Origin of the sequence: Amycolatopsis sp. NBC_00345 (genome assembly GCF_036116635.1) — a bacterium.
Taxonomy (GTDB): Bacteria; Actinomycetota; Actinomycetes; order Mycobacteriales; family Pseudonocardiaceae; genus Amycolatopsis.
Genome location: NZ_CP107995.1, coordinates 7,415,698 through 7,433,810 on the forward strand (window position 1 = coordinate 7,415,698; position 18,113 = coordinate 7,433,810).

At 69.9% G+C, this 18,113-nt stretch carries 14 protein-coding genes and 1 riboswitch; of the genes, 6 read left to right on the forward strand and 8 right to left on the reverse strand.

The genetic code is table 11. The annotated features are described in order from the left end of the window. Window positions 1-90: 90 nt before the first annotated feature. Complete coding sequence (locus tag OG943_RS33435) at window positions 91-3,267, reverse strand: BTAD domain-containing putative transcriptional regulator (RefSeq protein ID WP_328604913.1); 3,177 nt, start codon at window positions 3,265-3,267, stop codon at window positions 91-93. Window positions 3,268-3,432: 165 nt separating this feature from the next. On the opposite strand from OG943_RS33435, the gene OG943_RS33440 reads away from it, so the two are divergent. Together OG943_RS33440 and pcp are read left to right on the forward strand one after the other, a co-directional pair. Beyond that, window positions 3,433-4,878: a M1 family metallopeptidase gene (locus OG943_RS33440; RefSeq protein WP_328604914.1), complete on the forward strand. Its 1,446-nt coding sequence runs from the start codon at window positions 3,433-3,435 to the stop codon at window positions 4,876-4,878. A gap of 97 nt (window positions 4,879-4,975) precedes the next feature. Next, the gene (pcp, locus tag OG943_RS33445; protein ID WP_328604915.1) at window positions 4,976-5,605 is read left to right on the forward strand and encodes a pyroglutamyl-peptidase I; all 630 of its coding nucleotides are present in this window, start codon (window positions 4,976-4,978) and stop codon (window positions 5,603-5,605) included. On the opposite strand, the gene OG943_RS33450 is transcribed toward pcp, so the two are convergent. From OG943_RS33450 to OG943_RS33460, 3 genes are all read right to left on the reverse strand, one after another. Beyond that, window positions 5,602-7,521 carry an Hsp70 family protein gene (locus OG943_RS33450; protein WP_328604916.1) on the reverse strand — a complete coding sequence of 640 codons (1,920 nt, stop codon included), beginning with the start codon at window positions 7,519-7,521 and terminating at the stop codon, window positions 5,602-5,604. The genes pcp and OG943_RS33450 overlap by 4 nt on opposite strands. Window positions 7,522-7,553: 32 nt before the next feature. Next, complete coding sequence (locus OG943_RS33455; RefSeq protein ID WP_328604917.1) at window positions 7,554-8,555, reverse strand: hypothetical protein; 1,002 nt, start codon at window positions 8,553-8,555, stop codon at window positions 7,554-7,556. A gap of 87 nt (window positions 8,556-8,642) precedes the next feature. After that, a complete protein-coding gene (locus tag OG943_RS33460; protein ID WP_328604918.1) occupies window positions 8,643-11,201 on the reverse strand; it encodes an ATP-dependent Clp protease ATP-binding subunit in 2,559 nt (852 codons plus the stop codon). A gap of 368 nt (window positions 11,202-11,569) precedes the next feature. Between OG943_RS33460 and OG943_RS33465 the strand changes: the two genes are divergently transcribed. Further along, window positions 11,570-12,394 carry a (2Fe-2S)-binding protein gene (locus tag OG943_RS33465; protein ID WP_328604919.1) on the forward strand — a complete coding sequence of 275 codons (825 nt, stop codon included), beginning with the start codon at window positions 11,570-11,572 and terminating at the stop codon, window positions 12,392-12,394. A 25-nt stretch (window positions 12,395-12,419) separates the two neighbouring features. Here OG943_RS33465 and OG943_RS33470 read toward each other — a convergent pair whose 3' ends face one another. Further along, window positions 12,420-12,992, reverse strand: coding sequence for a TIGR03086 family metal-binding protein (locus tag OG943_RS33470; RefSeq protein ID WP_328604920.1), 573 nt, complete (start codon window positions 12,990-12,992; stop codon window positions 12,420-12,422). A gap of 65 nt (window positions 12,993-13,057) precedes the next feature. On the opposite strand from OG943_RS33470, the gene OG943_RS33475 reads away from it, so the two are divergent. Further along, window positions 13,058-13,888 (forward strand): helix-turn-helix domain-containing protein, encoded by an 831-nt coding sequence (locus OG943_RS33475; protein WP_328604921.1) that lies wholly within the window; start codon window positions 13,058-13,060, stop codon window positions 13,886-13,888. Window positions 13,889-13,919: 31 nt separating this feature from the next. Here the strand turns inward: OG943_RS33475 and OG943_RS33480 are convergent, their stop codons facing one another. Together OG943_RS33480 and lysS are read right to left on the reverse strand one after the other, a co-directional pair. Then, window positions 13,920-14,273 carry a histone-like nucleoid-structuring protein Lsr2 gene (locus tag OG943_RS33480; RefSeq protein ID WP_091617158.1) on the reverse strand — a complete coding sequence of 118 codons (354 nt, stop codon included), beginning with the start codon at window positions 14,271-14,273 and terminating at the stop codon, window positions 13,920-13,922. 146 nt (window positions 14,274-14,419) lie between these two features. Beyond that, window positions 14,420-15,928 carry a lysine--tRNA ligase gene (gene lysS / locus OG943_RS33485; RefSeq protein WP_328604922.1) on the reverse strand — a complete coding sequence of 503 codons (1,509 nt, stop codon included), beginning with the start codon at window positions 15,926-15,928 and terminating at the stop codon, window positions 14,420-14,422. A gap of 93 nt (window positions 15,929-16,021) precedes the next feature. Between lysS and OG943_RS33490 the strand changes: the two genes are divergently transcribed. Then, window positions 16,022-16,789: a class I SAM-dependent methyltransferase gene (locus OG943_RS33490; protein WP_328604923.1), complete on the forward strand. Its 768-nt coding sequence runs from the start codon at window positions 16,022-16,024 to the stop codon at window positions 16,787-16,789. A gap of 52 nt (window positions 16,790-16,841) precedes the next feature. After that, a riboswitch (guanidine-III (ykkC-III) riboswitch) is annotated at window positions 16,842-16,903 on the forward strand. A 33-nt stretch (window positions 16,904-16,936) separates the two neighbouring features. Continuing rightward, window positions 16,937-17,251, forward strand: coding sequence for a DMT family transporter (locus tag OG943_RS33495; RefSeq protein WP_328604924.1), 315 nt, complete (start codon window positions 16,937-16,939; stop codon window positions 17,249-17,251). An 87-nt stretch (window positions 17,252-17,338) separates the two neighbouring features. Here OG943_RS33495 and OG943_RS33500 read toward each other — a convergent pair whose 3' ends face one another. Further along, entirely contained in the window at window positions 17,339-18,112 is a 774-nt protein-coding gene (locus OG943_RS33500; protein WP_328604925.1) for a type III pantothenate kinase, read from the reverse strand. Window position 18,113 lies beyond the last annotated feature (1 nt).

The window sequence follows — 18,113 nt, forward strand, 5'->3', positions numbered from 1 at the left end:
CACGTCCGTATGCCCTGAAGGCCACCTTCAGGGCATATACGACCCTCATGGTGGCCTTCAGGGCACCATCGCGGTGACCGGGCCCGCCACTCACACGGCAGGGTCCACTTCGGACATCAGCCAGGCGACCCCGTCCTCGCGGCTCATCGCCCGGACCTCCGCGACGATCTCGGTGTACCGCGGTCCCAGCGCGGCCTCCAGCTCGCCGATCAGGACGACCACCTCGGGGTTGCCGAGGTCGAACCGCCCGCGGACCGCCGCCGACAGCCCGAGCAGGCGGGCGGCGACCTCGGTCCGGCCCTGCTGGAGCCGGATCTCCGCGAACAGCTCCACCACCCGGGCCAGGTCCGGCATGTCCGACCGGAGGGCGATCGACCGGATGGCCGCCACCGCGCCGGGCTCCGCGAGGTCCGGGTGGCCCTCGGTCAAGTGGACCGCCGCGGTGTAGAGCCCCAGCCACTCCGTTTCGAACTCGCTGGGGAACGGCCAGGTCCCGGACATGCCCTCGATCTCCCGCACCATGGCCCAGGCCTCGGGCAGCCGTCCCTCGCGCAGCAGGATCTCGGCCCGCCCGAACGCCAGGATCATCAGCAGCTGGCGATTCCCCTCCGCGTAACGCTCGGCGGCCTCCAGCTCCCGCCAGGCCCCGGCGTGGTCCCCGCCGCGGGACCGCTCGATGGCCAGCCGCCACCACTGCTGCACCGCGTCGTCGTCCGAGCGCAGTTCCAAGGCCAGGCGCAGCCCCTCGGTGTAGGCCGCGATGGCCCCTTCACGATCGCCGCGCTGCGAAAGGCTGTTCGCGCGGAAGCTCAACGTCATGGCCAGCCCCCACCGGTCCCCGACCGATGCGAACCCCGCGTGCGCCTCTTCACGGGCCCGTTCCGCCGCTTCCAGCTCGCCCAGGTCGCTCAGCAGGAAGCTCTCCGCCCAGCGGCCCGCGGCCCGGCCCCACTCGTCCGGCGCGCTCAGCGCCCGCTCGATCTCCCGGCGGGCCAGCTCCCGGTGGCCGCTGAGGAAAGCCACCATCGGCAGCGCGACGCACAACCAGGGGCTCTGGTCCACCGCGCCCGCGCGGACGCACTCCTCGATCAGCTCCGGCGCGCCCTCCAGCTGCTGCGGCCCCATCACCGCCTGCATCATCATCCGGATCAGCCGCAGCCCCGCCGAAGTGTCCGCGGGCAACCGGTCGCCGAAGGCCAGCACCTCGTCCGCGAAGGCCCGCGCCCGCTCGCTCTGGCCGAGAATCGTGAGGTACCAGACCATGCCGAAGAGCAGGCGGCCGGCTGAAACGGCGTCGGACGCCTCGATGGCGGCGCGCAGCGCACCGGTCAGGTTGTCGTTTTCCCGCTCGTAGACGGCGATCGCTTCGAGCTGGGCGGCCGAGCGCAGCATCGGGTCGAGACGCTCCACCAGGTCGAGGTAGTAGCGCACCATCGCGGCCCGCAGCGCTTCCCGCTCCCCCGCGTCGACGAGCCGCTCGGTCGCGTAGACCCGGAGCGTTTCGAGCATCCGGTACCGCTGCTCGCCGCCGACGTCGATGGTGTCCACAATGGACTTCTCCACGAGCGAGCCCAGCACGTAGCCGATCTCGCCCGCCGTCAGCTCTTCGTCGGCGCAGACCTGCTCCACGGCGGTCTCGTCGAACGTCGCCGCGAACACCGCGAGCCGGCGGGCGAGCACGACCTCGGCGTCGGTGAGCAGGTCCCAGCTCCACTCGACGACGGCGCGCAACGTCCGCTGGCGCGGCAACGCGGTGCGGCTGCCGGAGGTGAGCAGGCGGAACCGGTCGTCGAGGCGCTCGGCGATCCGGGCCACGGGCATGGACCGCAGTCGCGCGGCGGCCAGCTCCAGCGCGAGCGGCATCCCGTCGAGCCGTCGGCAGATCTGCGTTACGGCGTCCACTGTGGACTCGTTCAGCGCGAAATCGGGCCGGACGGCGACGGCGCGGTCCAGGAACAGCCGCGCCGAGTCCAGCACCCCCACCTCGCCCGGCGACGCCGATTCCACCGGCACCGGCAGCGGGCCGAGCGGGCACAGCGCCTCCCCGGTGATCGCGAGCGGCTCCCGGCTGGTGGCGAGGATGCGCAGGCCCGGCGCGCGGCGCAGCAGGTCGTCGGCCAGCTGCGCGGCCACGTCCACCACGTGCTCGCAGTTGTCCAGCACCAGCAGTGAATCCTCGCCGGCGAGCGTCTCCACGGCGTGGTCGGACAAGTCCACCGGCCGCCGCAGCACCTCGCTCTCGCCGCTGCGGATGTCGCGGACCTCCAGCGCGGTGAGCAGCGCGCCCAGCAGGTCGTGCGAGTCGCGGACGCCGGCCAGCGGCACGAACCAGACGCGGCCGCGGCTGTGCGTGGGATGCCGCGACGCCACCTCGGTCGCGAGCCGTGTCTTGCCCGCGCCGCCCGGCCCGACCAAAGTCACCAGCCGGGCCCCTTCCAGCAGCTCGGCCAGCAGCTTGAGCTCGTCGCCGCGGCCGACGAAGCTGGTCAGCCGCACCGGCAGCCGGTCCGTGGCCGCCGCGGCCGGCCCGAACTCGCCGCGCAACGCCTGGAGGTGGACCTCCTGCAGCTCCGCCGACGGGTCGACGCCCAGCTCGTCGGCGAGCGTCGCCCGCAGCGTGGTGTAAACGGCGAGCGCGTCGGCCTGCCGTCCGGCCGCGCACAGCGCCCGGATCCGCAGCCCGGCCAGTCGTTCACGCAACGGGTGCGCCTCGGCCGCCGTCGCCAGGTCGGCGAGCACTCCGGCGTGACCGCCCAGGCGAAGTTCGGCCTCGAACCGGTCTTCGGCGGCCTCCGTGCGCAGTTCCTCCAGCCGCGTCGCGGGCGCGGACGCGAAGGGCGCGTCGAGGACGTCGGCCAGCGCTCGGCCGTGCCACAAGCCGAGGGCGTCACGCAGCAACTCGGCCGCGCGGGCGTCGTGGCCGGCCGAGAGTTCACGCCGACCTTCGGCTGCCAGTCGTTCGAAGCGGTGTACATCAACAGCCCCGGCTTCGAGCGCCAGCCGGTAACCGCCGGGGCCGGACTCCAGCTCGGCGCCGGCCGGCCGCAGCGCCCGGCGCAGCCGCGAGACCAGCGATTGCAGCGCGTTCGCGGCGTCCGCGGGCGGCTGGTCACCCCACAGGCCGTCGATCAGCGCCTCCGCGGAGACGGCCCGGCCGGCGTCCAAAGCGAGCCTGGCCAGGAGCATGCGAAGGCGGGCCCCGCCGATGTCGATCGGAGTGCCGTCATCACAAGCCGCGCGCAGCGGCCCCAGCAGCGCCAGGCGCATGACACCAGCTTTCCAGACCGTGGACCGGACTGACGGCGAACGGCCGAGCGGGAACCGACGGAAGTGTGGACTTTTCGGATAAAACACCCCAACCTGCTCAGTGTCGCGCGAGCCGGGAGATAAGTTGCAGCCGGGTTCCACGCAGATGTGCAGACAGGAGCGTTCATGACTTTGCAGCACCGCTGGCGCCGTCCGGCCGTCATGGCCGCGGCCACGCTGGCCGCGCTCAGCCTGAGCAGCGGGGTCGCCTCGGCGGGCCAGGACGGCTGGGGCGCGCCGACGCCCGGGTCCGACGGCGCCGGCGACAGCTACTACCCGCAGGACGGCAACGGCGGCTACGACGTCGCCGACTACGACCTCAAGGTCAGCTACGCGCCGGACACCCACCAGCTGACCGGCCTCCAGACCATCTCCGCCCGCGCGACGCAGTCGCTCAGCTCGTTCGACCTCGACCTGACCGGCCTCACCGTCGACTCGGTGAAGGTCAACGGGCGCACCGCCGAGTTCAGCCGCACCGGCGACCACGAGCTGGTGATCAAGCCGTCGCGCCCGCTGTACCGCGGCCAGCAGTTCCAGGCCGTGATCGCGTACCACGGCGTGCCGGCCCCGATCGAAGACCCGTCGCTGGGCGCGAACGGCTGGCAGTTCGCCAAGTCCGGCGGCGCGTTCGTCGCCGGCGAGCCGAAGTCGGCCACCACCTGGTACCCGGTCAACGACACCCCGCGCGACAAGGCGACGTTCCACCTCGCCATCACCGTCCCCGACGAGTGGGGCGTGATCGCGAACGGCCGTGAGGCCGGCTCGCACAAGACGGCGAATGGCACCACCCACGTGTGGGCGGAGTCGACGCCCATAGCGCCGTACATGACCACCGTCGCCATCGACAAGTGGACGTTCGACCGGCAGCAGCGCCAGGACGGCACCCCGATCGTCAGCGCGTTCGCGCCCGGCACGCCGGACGCCACCAAGCAGGCCGAGGCGAAGCTGCCGGAGATCCTCGACTTCCTGGAGTCGAAGTTCGGCAAGTACCCCGTGGACGCCGCGGGCGGCATCTTCCTGGCCGAGCCCATCGGGTTCTCGCTGGAGACGCTGAGCCGGCCCATCTACTCGGGCCGCGCGGGCAACGTCGACACGATCGTCCACGAGAACGCGCACCAGTGGTACGGCGACACCGTGGCCGTGGACCATTGGAAGGACGTCTGCCTCAACGAGTGCTTCGCCTCGTACGCGGAGTGGCTGTGGTCGCAGGCCAAGGACGGGGTCGACCTCGACGCCCAGTACCTCAACAAGGTCAAGACCGCGAGCACCGCGTTCTGGAACGGCAAGCTGTACGACATGGGCCCCGGCAACGAGTTCACCTACGTGTACTCGAAGGGCCCGCTCGCGCTGCACGCGCTGTCCAAGTTCATGGGGCAGGCCGCGTTCGACCGCGTGCTGAAGACCTGGAACGGGTTGAACCACAACGGCAACGCGAGCATGCAGGAGTTCCAGCACTACGCGGAGCAGGTGTCGCACAAGAACCTTCAGGGGTTCTTCGACGCGTGGATCTACGGCAGCGGCAAGCCCGCTGACCAGTACCTCTACCCGGGCGGCCTGAAGCCCACCGCCTGATCCTCCCCTCGGAGTCGCCGTCAAGGACTCCTTACCCGCGTCCTACGCTGGTAAGGAGTCCTTAACGGCGTTCGGACGTTCGGAGGGAGTGCGGGAGATGACGGTGTTGCTGACGGGGTTCGCGCCGTTCGGCGGTTCGGGGACCAACCCGTCCTGGCAGGCGGTCTCGCTGGTGGCCGCGCGACGCGACGACGTGGTGGCGGTGGAGCTGCCGTGCGAGTTCGACGCGTCGCTGCCCGCGCTCCGGGCCGCGATCGAGCGGCACCGGCCGGAGGTCGTCGTCTGTGTCGGCCAGGCCGGCGGCCGCACGGACGTGACGCCGGAGCGCGTGGCGATCAACCTCATCGACGCCCGCATCCCGGACAACGCGGGCGCGCAGCCGGTGGACGTGCCCGTGGTCGCGGGCGGCCCGGCGGCGTACTTCACGTCGCTGCCGGTGAAGGCCGCGGTGGCGGCGATCCGCGCGGCGGACGGGCCCGGCTCGGTGTCGCACACCGCCGGGACCTACGTGTGCAACCAGGTCTTCTACGGCCTGATGCACCTGCTCGCCACGGACTTCCCGGGACTACGCGGTGGTTTCGTGCACGTGCCGTCGTCGCCGGACCAGGTGCCCGACGGTGAGCCGAGCCTGCCGGTCGAGCAGTCGGCCACGGCGCTGAACGCGATAGTCGACACGGTCCTGTCCGTGCGCGAAGACCTCACGGTGCCCGCCGGGACGTTGAACTAGACGCCCGGCTTGAGCTGCTCGGTGAAGAACCGCACGAGGTCTTCGGGCTTCTCCTTGGCCTTGGCGGCGTCCACACTCACCAGCATCCCGCACACGGGCCGGCCGTCGGCCTCGAAGATCAGCAGACCGGCGAGCGGCCCGACGCCCGCGACGTAACGCCCCTGCATCCCACCGCCCGACCAGGTGCCGCGGACGACCTTGCTGCCGCCGCCCATCTGCGTCTGCGCACCGGCTTCGAGCACGTCGAGGCTGAGGCCCTGGTAGTACGTCACGGATTTGCCCGCCCCGGTGCCGGAGCCGAACTCGCAGGTCACGGCGTTCTGCGCGGAGACCGTCCGGGCGAGCACGTCCGCGGGCGCGCACGAAGACCGGCTGGCGACGGTGCCCGCGAGCGGGCGGACACACGGCGTGAACCCCAGGCTGTCCGGCGTGCCGGGCTGCTCGCAACCGCTCGCCACGGCCGGGGTGCCGGAGCCGCCACCGCCGAGCGTCAGGACGAGCACCACCGCGACGATCGCCACGAGCACCAGCGCCCCGGCCCCGATCAGGATCGGCTTCTTGGCGCTCTTCTTCGGCGGCTGCCACAGCTGCACCGCCGGAAGCGGCTGGGCGGGCGGGAACTGCGGCTGAGACGGCGGCGGGAACTGTTGAGTCACCGGCCGGGACGGCGGGAACTGTTGCGGCGCAACGGGTTGACTCTGGTACGCGGGCACGGGCTGACTTTGGTGCGGCGCAACGGGTTGGCTCGGGTACGCGGCCACCGGCTGGCTCTGGTGCGGCGACGGCCACGCCTGGCCCGGCCGGGCCGGCGGGGGAACCGGGGCGAAGGCGGGCACGGTGAGGCTCGGGCCGCCGTCGCCGAGTGGCACGTGGTGCAGCCCGAACGCGACGGCCGTCTCCGGCTGGTCCTGGCTGGTCGGGACGACGCCGAGGGTCGAGCCGAGCAGCCCGGCCAGCAGCGGCATCCGGCTCGGCCCGCCGACCAGGTACACGCCGCCGAGCTGCTCGGGCGCCAGCCCGGCGCGGCGGATCGTGGCGGCCAGCAGCTCCGCGCTGCGCAGCAGGCTGGGCCGCACCAGCGCTTCCAGCTCGGCGCGCGTGACCAGCACGTCGCCGAACGGGTCGGGCATCGGCACCTCGGTCTGCTGGTGGCGCGACAGGCTTTCCTTGGCGTCGCGGACATCCTGCAGCAGCGCGCGGCGCCGGCGGCGGTCACCGGTGGTCTCCGGGCGCAGCAACTGCTGCCACTGCGCGGGGTCGGCGTGCGAGACCGACCGTCCGACGTGGACGAGCAGCGCCTGGTCGATGTCGAGGCTGCCGAGGTCGGGCAGGCCGTCCTCGGCGAGCACCGAGAAGCCCTGGGCGCCGATGCCGACCACGGCGCAGTCGAACGTCCCCGCGCCGAGGTCGTACACCGCGAGCGGACCCGTGTGCGGGGTCTGGGTGCGCAGCGCCGCGTAATGGGCAGCCGCGGCGACGGGCTCGGGCACGAGGAGGACGTTCGCGAACCCGGCCCGCATCGCGGCGTCACGCAGCGTTTGCTGGCGCGCGGCGCCCCATCCGGCGGGGTGGGAGATGCGGACCTGCCCGGGCCCGCGCGAAAGCTGGCGCTCGGCCTCCTCGCCCATCCGCCGGAGCACGGCGGCGAACGCGTCGGCGACGTCGTAGGTGCGGTCGCCCAGCAGGAGCTTGCCGTCGTCGATGCGGCGCTTGGGGTTCGGCTCGAACCGGCTGGGCTCGAGCCGCGCGCGGCGCTCGGCGTCCTGGCCGACGACCAGTAGCCCGTCGTCACCGGCGTACACCGCGGACGACATGGTGACGGAGCCGTCGACCTCGATCGCCCGCGGCCCGCGGCCGAACGCCGAAAGCACGCCGACTGTGCTGGAAGTGCCGAAATCGATCGACAGGACGTCCACTCGCTCCCCTCCCGAAGGCCTCGGGCATCGTCTCACGAACGGGTGAGCGCCCCAGCCGGGAAGGGGGTTTCGCGGCTTTCGAAGTACAGGGAGCCGTAGAACTCGTTCAGCACCACGGCGGTCGGCGCGTGCCGGGCGACGACCGAGGCGACGGGTTCCGGCAGGTCGGCACCACCGGCGGCCGCGCGCCGGACGTACTCGACGCGGTCGGCCCGCTCGGTCGTGCCGGCGACCTCGGTGACCAGCCAGTTCACCAGCTGAGTGGTGACGTACGCGTGGTCGTGGCCGGCGTTGAGCTTCGCGAACGCGCGCTCTTCGTCGGTCAGGTCGAACCGGTCGGACAGCGCGAGCCCGAAGTCGGCGAGGTAAACCTGGTGGCCGTCGGTGAGGACGTTGCCGAAGTGGGCGTCGAAGTGCAGCAGCCCCTGGCCGTTCATGAACTCGACCGCCTCGAGCAGCTGCCGCTCGACGCGCTCGCTCTCCCCGAGGTGACTGGGCAGCCAGTGGTGCAGGTCGTGCGGGAAGTACTCGCAGAACAGCACGATGCTCGACGTCGCGCCGTCCAGCTGCTCCAGCCGTCGCCGGACCGCCGGGGAGCCGTCCCAGAACTCGACGGAACGCTCGCGCTCGGCCGCGTCACCGGGTTCCCGCCGGGCCATCGGCAACTCCCGCCAGTGGTGCAGCAGCGGGAAACTCGCACACTGTCCACTGAGGACCCAGCCGGTCGCCATCACGTGCACCGCCAGCTCGCGCCACACCCCGCCGCCGACGGAGCCGAGGCCGTAGTTGTAGAACACCGGCAGTTCAAACACATTCGCCGTGGACCGCACGTTGCCGGGCGCCCGCTCGACGTCCGTGAGCGGCACCCGCTTGGCGAACACGGGCACTCCCTCGACGTCCAGCCGCACGGCCGTCCCACCGATCCCGGTGCTGACAACAGGTGCGGCGTCCAGCACCGCGGCGAGCTGCCGGTCGCTCAGCAGCGAGAGGGCGGTGGACGCAGTGGCATGCCGGGCCAGGCGCGGGTTCCCCATCGGCCCGACCCTACGCGGAAAAGCCAGGAGGGCGGCTCCCCGATGGGGAACCGCCCTCCTGGTGAACTACTCGGCCCAGACCCGACGTCAGTCGGCTTCGGGCTCGCTGCTCTCTTCGTGGCTCGCGGCCCCGATGGAGACCGGGGGCGCGTCCGGGATGGACGACGGGCGCTTCTCACCGCGGAAGGTGAAGTGGGCTTCGTCGTCGCGGTCTTCGGGGTTGCCGCTCCAGCCGTCGACGTCGACCAGGATGATCTGGCCGGCTTCGATCTCGCCGAAGAGGATCTTCTCCGAGAGCTGGTCCTCGATCTCCCGCTGGATCGTGCGACGCAGCGGCCGGGCACCCAAAACGGGGTCGAACCCGCGCTTGGCCAGCAGAGCCTTCGCCTTGCCGGTCAGCTCGATGTCCATGTCCTTGGCCTTGAGCTGCTTCTCCACCCGCCCGATCATCAAATCGACCATCTGGATGATCTGATCCTGGGTCAGCTGGTGGAACACGATGATGTCATCGATCCGGTTCAGGAACTCCGGCCGGAAATGCTTCTTCATCTCCTCGTTGACCTTCTGCTTCATCTTCTCGTAGCGGTTCGACACATCCGCTCCGGAAGAGAAACCGAGGCTGACGGACTTCGAGATGTCCGACGTGCCCAGGTTCGACGTGAAGATCAGCACCGTGTTCTTGAAGTCCACCGTCCGGCCCTGACCATCCGTCAACCGGCCGTCCTCCAGCACCTGCAGGAGCGTGTTGTAGATCTCCTGGTGCGCCTTCTCGATCTCATCGAACAACACCACCGAGAACGGCTTCCGCCGCACCTTCTCGGTCAGCTGCCCACCCTCCTCATACCCGACATAACCGGGAGGGGCACCGAACAACCGCGACGCCGTGTACCGGTCATGGAACTCGCCCATGTCGATCTGGATCAGCGCGTCGTCCTCACCGAACAAGAACGCCGCCAACGCCTTCGACAACTCCGTCTTCCCCACACCCGACGGGCCGGCGAAGATGAACGACCCCGACGGGCGCTTCGGGTCCTTCAACCCCGCCCGCGTCCGGCGAATCGCCTGCGACACGGCCTTGACCGCGTCCTCCTGCCCGATGATCCGCTTGTGGAGCTCTTCCTCCATCCGCAGCAGGCGGGTCGTCTCCTCCTCGGTCAGCTTGAACACCGGGATACCGGTCCAGTTGGCCAGCACCTCCGCGATCTGCTCATCATCGACCTCGGCGACAACATCCAGGTCGCCGTCCTTCCACTGCTTCTCCCGCTCACCCTTCTGCCCGAGAAGAGTCTTCTCCTCGTCCCGCAGCCGGGCCGCGCGCTCGAAGTCCTGCGCGTCTATCGCCGACTCCTTGTCCCGACGCACATCAGCGATCTTCTCGTCGAACTCCCGCAAGTCCGGCGGCGCCGTCATCCGCCGGATCCGCATCCGCGCGCCGGCCTCGTCGATCAAGTCGATCGCCTTGTCCGGCAGGAACCGGTCATTGATATACCGATCCGCCAACGTCGCCGCCGCGACCAGGGCCGAGTCGGTGATCGAGACACGGTGATGCGCCTCATACCGGTCCCGCAGACCCTTCAAAATCTCGATCGTGTGCTCCAGCGACGGCTCACCCACCTGGATCGGCTGGAACCGCCGCTCCAACGCCGCGTCCTTCTCGATGTACTTGCGGTACTCCTCCAGCGTGGTCGCACCGATCGTCTGCAACTCACCCCGCGCCAGCATCGGCTTCAAAATCGAGGCCGCGTCAATCGCGCCCTCCGCCGCACCCGCACCCACCAGAGTGTGGAGCTCGTCGATGAACAAGATGATGTCGCCGCGGGTCTTGATCTCCTTCAGCACCTTCTTCAGGCGCTCCTCGAAATCACCCCGATACCGCGAACCCGCCACCAGGGAACCCAGGTCCAAGGTGTAGAGCTGCTTGTCCTTCAGCGTCTCCGGCACCTCGCCCTTGACAATCGACTGCGCCAAGCCCTCGACCACAGCGGTCTTACCGACACCGGGCTCGCCGATCAACACCGGATTGTTCTTCGTCCGGCGGGACAGCACCTGCATGACCCGCTCGATCTCCTTGCCGCGCCCGATCACCGGGTCCAGCTTGCCCTCCCGGGCCAGCACCGTCATATTGCGGCCGAACTGGTCCAGCACCAGCGACGACGACGGCGTGCCCTCACCACGGCCGGAACCCGACTCGGTCGACTTCTCCCCCGTCTGATACCCCGACAGGAGCTGCAACACCTGCTGACGCACCCGGTTCAGGTCCGCACCCAGCTTGACCAGCACCTGCGCGGCAACACCCTCACCCTCGCGGATCAGGCCCAGCAGAATGTGCTCGGTGCCGATGTAGTTGTGGCCCAGCTGCAACGCCTCACGCAGCGACAGCTCCAGCACTTTCTTCGCCCGCGGCGTGAACGGGATATGCCCGCTCGGCGCCTGCTGACCCTGGCCGATGATCTCCTCGACCTGCTGGCGCACACCCTCGAGGGCAATGCCCAGCGACTCCAGCGCCTTCGCGGCGACACCCTCACCCTCATGGATCAGACCCAGAAGGATGTGCTCGGTGCCGATGTAGTTGTGGTTGAGCATCCTGGCCTCTTCCTGGGCCAGAACGACCACCCGCCTCGCGCGGTCGGTGAACCTCTCAAACATGCGCACTCCCTCGACTGCTGCGTCGGCGGCCCGTTTCCTTCGTGGAACGCACCCACGACGGACAGCACCGTGCAGACCACTGTAGTAGCCGCGCGGTCGCGCTGACGTACCACTACTGCTCTCGGTGGTCCTTTCGCACCCGGCCGGTGACCTGTCCGGTCACCCCTCATCATCCGGTTGCCCTGCACCTTTACGTCAAGCAGAACGTGCGAACGGCCACGCGGATTCCATTCGGACCCCCCTGTCCGCTCACCGCGAACACGACTGAGAGCTGCGAGTTCCACCAGATGGGCACCCGATTGGCGCAACCGGCGATCCTCTGTAAGGTTAGGCAGGCCTAATGAGTTCGACGGGACAGGAGGGCCGCGGTGAACCAGCAGCGGTCCTTCCGCGATGCGCGTGATGTCGGCGACGACCTCGCATCCTCGTTGCTGCGGGTCGGGGGGCTGCAGGAGCGCGGGGAGCTGCGACGGGACGTGCCGGTCGGCTGGTTCCGCTGTTCCGACCTGCTCGCGCGGCCCGAGCTGTTCGAGGAGTGGCGCGAGCTGCTGTCGTCCTGGCTGACCGGGGAGCACGGCTCGGCGCCGGCGCGGACCGCCGCCAGCTACGTCATGTCCTGGTACCTGCACGTGCCCGCGTACGTCGGCGCGCTGCTGCTGCACCACGAGCGGCGGGTCCCGTCGCTCAAGCCGGAGCGCCTCGCGTTCGGCCTTGGCGAAGACCGCCCGCATCCGGAGGGGATGGCGGTGCTGGGCGATGCCTTCTATTGCCTGCCCACCGACCCCGGCTCGGTCCGGCCGGAGGCCACGGTGGTGCGCGACGAGCGCGCGCTGGCCGGCGTGCTGCGGGCCCAGTACGTGGCGCACGCCGCCGAGTTCGTCCGCGCGTACGCGCCGGGCAGCCGGCTCGGCCGCCGCATGCTGTGGGCCGCCGCGACGGACGCGCTCGACAATTCACTCTGGTGGGCCGGTCGCCAAGGCGGGACTCCGGACGCCGAGGGGGCGGGCGTCGCCGACGCGGCCCTGGTGCTCGACGAGCGCCACCGGCCGTTGACCTCGGCCTCGACCCTGCGGCTCACCGACGGCCCGGACGGGCACCGCGAGTGGGCACGCCGGCGCGAGAGCTGCTGTTTCTCCTATCTGCTGCCCGGCGAGGCCGAGTGCGGAGAGTGCCCGCGGGTCTGCTCCCGCTGAAGGATTAGCCCGGCCGGGTGGACTTTCAGGGAGTCCAGGCCGGATCGCGCCCGGCGGCGCCCAACGCGCGGTCCAGCACGGGCGCCGCGGAGTCGACGGGGACCTCCGGCCCGTAGACGCCCATCGACCGGGCCACCGGGCCCATCTCGACCGCGGCGGCCAGCACGGCGGCCGCCGCGTCGTCCGGGCACGTCCAGGCCGCGCCGGACGCGCGGGCCAGGTCCCAGCCGTGCAGCACGAACTCGCCGAGGACCATGTCGCCCACCGCCGCGGCGGGCATCTCGCTCGAGCCGAAAGTGACGGTGCCGGCCCAGGCCGCGGCCGGTTCGAAGGCCTCGACCAGCACGCCGGTCTGCTTCCGCAGGGCCGCGAGCCAGCCGTCGTCCACCAGGCCCGCCTCGGCCTCCTGGACGGCCGGGGCGTACTCCTCGCGCCTGCCGGCGGCCGCCAGCCACGGGCCCCAGTAGAGAAGGTGGTTCAGCAGGGCCCTGGCGTCGTATCCGGAGCACGGCGTGGGCACCGCGAGATCGTCGACCGAGGCCGCGGCGGACAGGAACGCGGCCGCGGCCGGGTGCAGCAGGGCGGAGTGATCAGGCATGCGGACCAGCCAAGCAGCTCCGCGGGACGCCGTCTTGAAGGAACGCGACGCACTACCGTGGCCCCATGCGCCGGATCCCCCGCGGCATCGTCGACGAGCACGTGGCGCGGACGAAGTTCACGCTCACCCGGCACGCGCCGGCGCCCGAGCTGCGCGAGTCCGTCGAATACCACTGGCTGCTGCGCTGGGACCTCGACGGGCCGCACGAGCAGCACGTGCTGCCGAACCTGTCCGTGCACGTGACGTTCTTCCCCGGCGCCGCGGGCGTCCACGGGCCGTCCCACGCCGTGTTCACCCACCGGCTCGACGGCCGGGTGCAGGGCCTCGGCGCGCGGTTCCGGCCCGGCTGTTTCGCCCCGTTCCTCGGCGCACCCGTGCGCACCATCGCGGACCGTTCAGTCCCGCTGGCCGACGTGTTCGGCCCTTCCTGGAGTGAAACGCTGGAATCCGTGCGGAAATCGTGTACCGACGAGGAAATGGTCGCTGCAGTCGACAAGTTGCTGATCGCAAAGCGAGTGACGCTCTCACCCGCCGCGCGCTCGGCTGCTGACGCGGTGGAAACAATCGCGGCCGATCCGGAAATCACTCGGGTCGGTCAGCTCGCCTCGGCGATCGGGCTGCCTGCACGTGCAACTCAACGGCTGTTCGCGGAACACGTCGGATGCACGCCCAAGTGGGCGATCCGGATATACCGGCTGAACGAGGCCGCCCGAGTGATCGCCGACACGTTCGCACCCGATTACGCTGCACTCGCCGCCCGTCTCGGCTATAGCGATCAACCACACTTCAGCCGCGATTTCCGCGCGGTGACCGGACAGTCGCCGACCGAGTTCGCCCAGTCGGCCCACTCCGGGGCCGGACAGAAAGCGGACAACAAAAACGGCCGCCGGAGATAACCCGGCGGCCGCCTCGAAGCGTGAGAGCCCCTCAGTTCTTCTTGTGGTAAGCCTCCACGACCTCGGACGGGATGCGTCCGCGATCGGAAACCTGGTAGCCGTTCTTGCGCGCCCAGGAGCGAATCGCCTGGTTCTGCTCGCGGTCGACCGTGGCCGGCCGCGCCGCCGCCTTACCGCCCGCGACCGGGCGAAGGGCCGCGCGCTTGCGGCCACCGGCGCGACGGGCGTGCTCGACGTACTGGGCGAGCGCGTCCCGCAACTCCTCGGCGTTTTCCGAGGACAAGTCGATCTGGTAGCTCACGCCGTCCAAACCGAACTCGAGAGTCTCTTCGGCCTCACTGCCGTCGAGGTCATCAACCAGGGAGACCAGCACCTTCTGTGCCATCTGTTTCCTCCTGCGGGGGCTTACGCGAATGATCTGAGTACGGGGCGAGCCCCGGGACAGAAGTCTTTGACACCTGTATTAATACCCGCTCACCCCTACCTGTGCAAATCTCGATTGAGATAAACCTAGCCAGTTCTGCGCGGCGGCTATTCGGGCCGGACGAGCGGGAAGAGGATCGTCTCCCGGATACCGAGCCCGGTCAGCGCCATCAGCAGCCGGTCGACACCCATTCCGACACCGCCGCTCGGGGGCATTCCGTACTCCAGGGCCCGGAGGAAATCCTCGTCAAGAGGCATGGCTTCGCTATCACCCGCGGCCACCAGCCGGGACTGCTCGGTCAGCCGCTGGCGTTCCACGACCGGATCCACCAGTTCGGAGTAACCGGTCGCGAGTTCGAAACCGCGTATGTAGAGGTCCCACTTCTCCGCAACCCCCGCACGGGTACGGTGCTGCCTGGTCAAGGGGGAGGTCTCGAGCGGAAAATCACGGACAAAAGTGGGAGCATGAAGATCGTCACCGACGAGGTGTTCCCACAGTTCTTCCACGAGTTTGCCGTGAGCGAGCTTCGGATCGACCTCGATACCACGCGCTTCGGCGAACTTGTGCAGCGCCTCCGCCGGTGTCTCCGGCGTCACTTCTTCACCGAGCGCTGCCGACAGTGACTCGTACATCCCGAGTGTCGTCCATTCGCCGGAAAGGTCGTACTCCGTTCCGTCGGCGAGGGTGACGATCTGGGTGCCGAGGACGTTCTCCGCCGCCTCCTGGATCAGCTCGCGCGTCATCACCGCATTGGTCTCGTACGTGGCGTAGGCCTCGTAGTACTCCAGCATCGCGAACTCGGGCGAGTGCGAGGAGTCGCTGCCCTCGTTCCGGAAGTTCCGGTTGATCTCGAAAACCTTCTCGATCCCCCCTACCACACAGCGCTTGAGGTACAGCTCAGGCGCGATCCGCAGGTACAGGTCGAGGTCGAACGCATTCGAATGCGTCACGAAAGGCCGGGCCGCGGCGCCGCCGTGCAGGGTCTGCAGCATCGGCGTCTCGACCTCGGTGAATCCACGCCGGTGGAACGACTCGCGCATCGAGCGCACCACCCCGGCGCGAGTGCGCACCACATCGCGGGCCCGGTCACGCAGAATCAGGTCGACATAACGCTGCCGGATTCGCGTTTCCTCGGCCAGCTCCTTGTGCGCGACGGGCAGCGGGCGCAACGCCTTGGACGTGAGCTGCCACTTGTCCGCCATCACGGAAAGCTCACCGCGCTTGGAAGTGATCACCTCGCCCTCGACGAATACGTGGTCACCGAGATCGACATCGGACTTCCACGCCGCGAGCGCCTGCTCGCCGACCTTCGCGAGGCTGATCATCGCCTGCAGTTCCGTGCCCTCACCCTCACGAAGAGTGGCGAAACACAGTTTGCCCGTATTGCGGAGAAACATCACCCTGCCGGTGACGCCGACCGTCTGACCAGTGCTGGTGTCGGCCGGGAGATCCGAATGCGCGGCCCGGATCTCGGCGAGCGAGTGGGTGCGGGGAACCTCGACGGGGTAAGGATCAACACCCTCCGCGATTATCCGGTCGCGCTTGTCCCGGCGCACCCGCATCTGTTCGGGCAGGTCGTCATCGGGCAGCGCGGCGGACGCGGGGAATTCGGTCATGGCGCACAGCGTACGAAGTCGCTGGTCGGCTACGCCAACCGGATTACCCTTCGAGCCACGAGCGCGGCCTTTCGAGTATTAGGCTGAGATCTTGTGACCGAACCCACGCATGACCCGGAACTGCACTCCCGGCGCGCCTCGTCGTTCGGCGAAGAGGCGGCCGCCTACGCCGAACACCGGCCCGACTACCCGCGGGCCGCGCTGGCCTGGGGCCTCGACGGCGTCACCCACGGGGCCAAGGACGTACTGGACCTGGCGGCGGGCACGGGAAAGCTCACCCAGGGCCTCGTCGAGCTGGGTGTTTCCGTGACGGCCGTGGAGCCGGACCCGGGGATGCTGGCCGAGCTGACCCGGCTGCTGCCGGGCGTCACCGCGCTGGAGGGCAAGGCCGAACAGATCCCGCTGCCCGACGCGTCGGTGGACGCGGTGTTCATCGGCCAGGCGCTGCACTGGTTCGACCTGGAGCCGGCGTTCGCCGAGATCGCGCGGGTGCTGCGGCCGGGCGGGATCGTGCAGCCGCTGTGGAACCACGACGACGTCAGCGTGCCCTGGGTCGCCGAGTTCTCCGCCACCGTGCGCAGCGGCGTGAGCCAGACCTGGGCGAGCGGCGAGCGGACGCTGGAGACGCCGCCGGGCTTCGCGCCGTTCGAGGAGAACCGTTTCCACCACTCGCAACGGCGGACCATCGACTCGATGCTGGCCACGATCGCCACCCACTCGCACCTGCTGGTGTCCGAGCCGGCGGAGCGCGACGCGATCCTGGCCACGGCGCGCGAGGCCCTGCGCGCGAACCCGGCCACCGGAAACGGTGAGTTCGACCTGCCGTTGCTGACCACCGCGTTCCGCGCCCGCCGGCTCTGACTCGCTGGCGACGAAGGTCACCCGCCACGTGGTCGGGGCGGTGCTAACTTCAGAGGTGACGCCACGGCGTCCCGGACGAGAGCGTCGTACCCGGTCAGGACAAGACGACGCAGTGCCCTTGAAAAGTCACTGCGAAAGGCTCCGCTCATGTCCTGGCTCGTGCTCATCGTCTCCGGCGTCCTCGAAACCGTCTGGGCCGCCGCGCTCGGCGCGGCAAAGGGTTTCAGCCGCCCACTCCCGATCATCACCTTCGCGATCGCGCTGCTGCTCAGCATGAGCGGGCTCGCCTACGCCCTGCGCACCATCCCGCTCGGCACCGGTTACGCGGTGTGGGTCGGCATCGGCGCGGTGGGGACCGCCATCTACGGCATCGTGGCCCAGCACGACCCGGCGTCGTTCGGCCGGATCGCCTGCCTGGTGCTGATCGTCGCCGGGGTGGTCGGGCTGAAGGTGCTGCACTGAAAGCGCCCCAATGCCACATTGGTTGCGCTGAACGCACCGAACGCCACATTGGGTGCGTCTGACGCACCGAACGCCACATTGGGGCGCTCAGCGCACGTTGCGCTCGTACACCAGCCGCAGGCCCATCAGGGTCAGGTCCGGCACGTGCTCCTTGATCGTCTCCGACTCACCGAGCACCAGCGGCGCCAGCCCGCCGGTCGCGATCACCGCGACCGGCCCGGCGCCGTCCGGCTCCAGCTCGCGCACGATCCGGCGGACGAGGCCGTCGACCTGGCCCGCGAAGCCGTAGAGGATGCCGGATTGCAGGCACTCCACGGTGTTCTTGCCGATCACCGACCGCGGCGGCACCAGCTCCACCTTGCGCAGCGCCGCGGCGCGCGCGGCCAGCGCGTCCACCGAGATCTCGATCCCGGGCGCGAACGCGCCGCCGAGGAACTCGCCCTTCGCGGAGATCGCGTCGACGTTCGTGGACGTGCCGAAGTCGACCACCACACACGCCGTGGCGTGCAGGTGGTGGGCGGCGAGGGTGTTCACCAGGCGGTCGGCACCGACCTCCCTGGGGTTGTCGACGAGCAGGGGCACGCCCGTGCGCACCCCCGGCTCGACGACGATCTTCGGCAGCCGCTGGTAATAGCGGCCCAGCATCACGCGCAGTTCGCGCAGCACGGCCGGAACCGTGGACAGCGCGCTGATGCCCGTGACCGCGTCGGCGTGCGCGCCGAGCAGGCCGCGCATGGTGAGCGCGAGCTCGTCGGCGGTGATGCGCGCGTCGGTGCGCATGCGCCAGTCGCCGACGAGCGTCTGCCCGTCGTACAGGCCGAGCACGATGTTGGTGTTACCGACGTCGACGGTGAGCAGCACG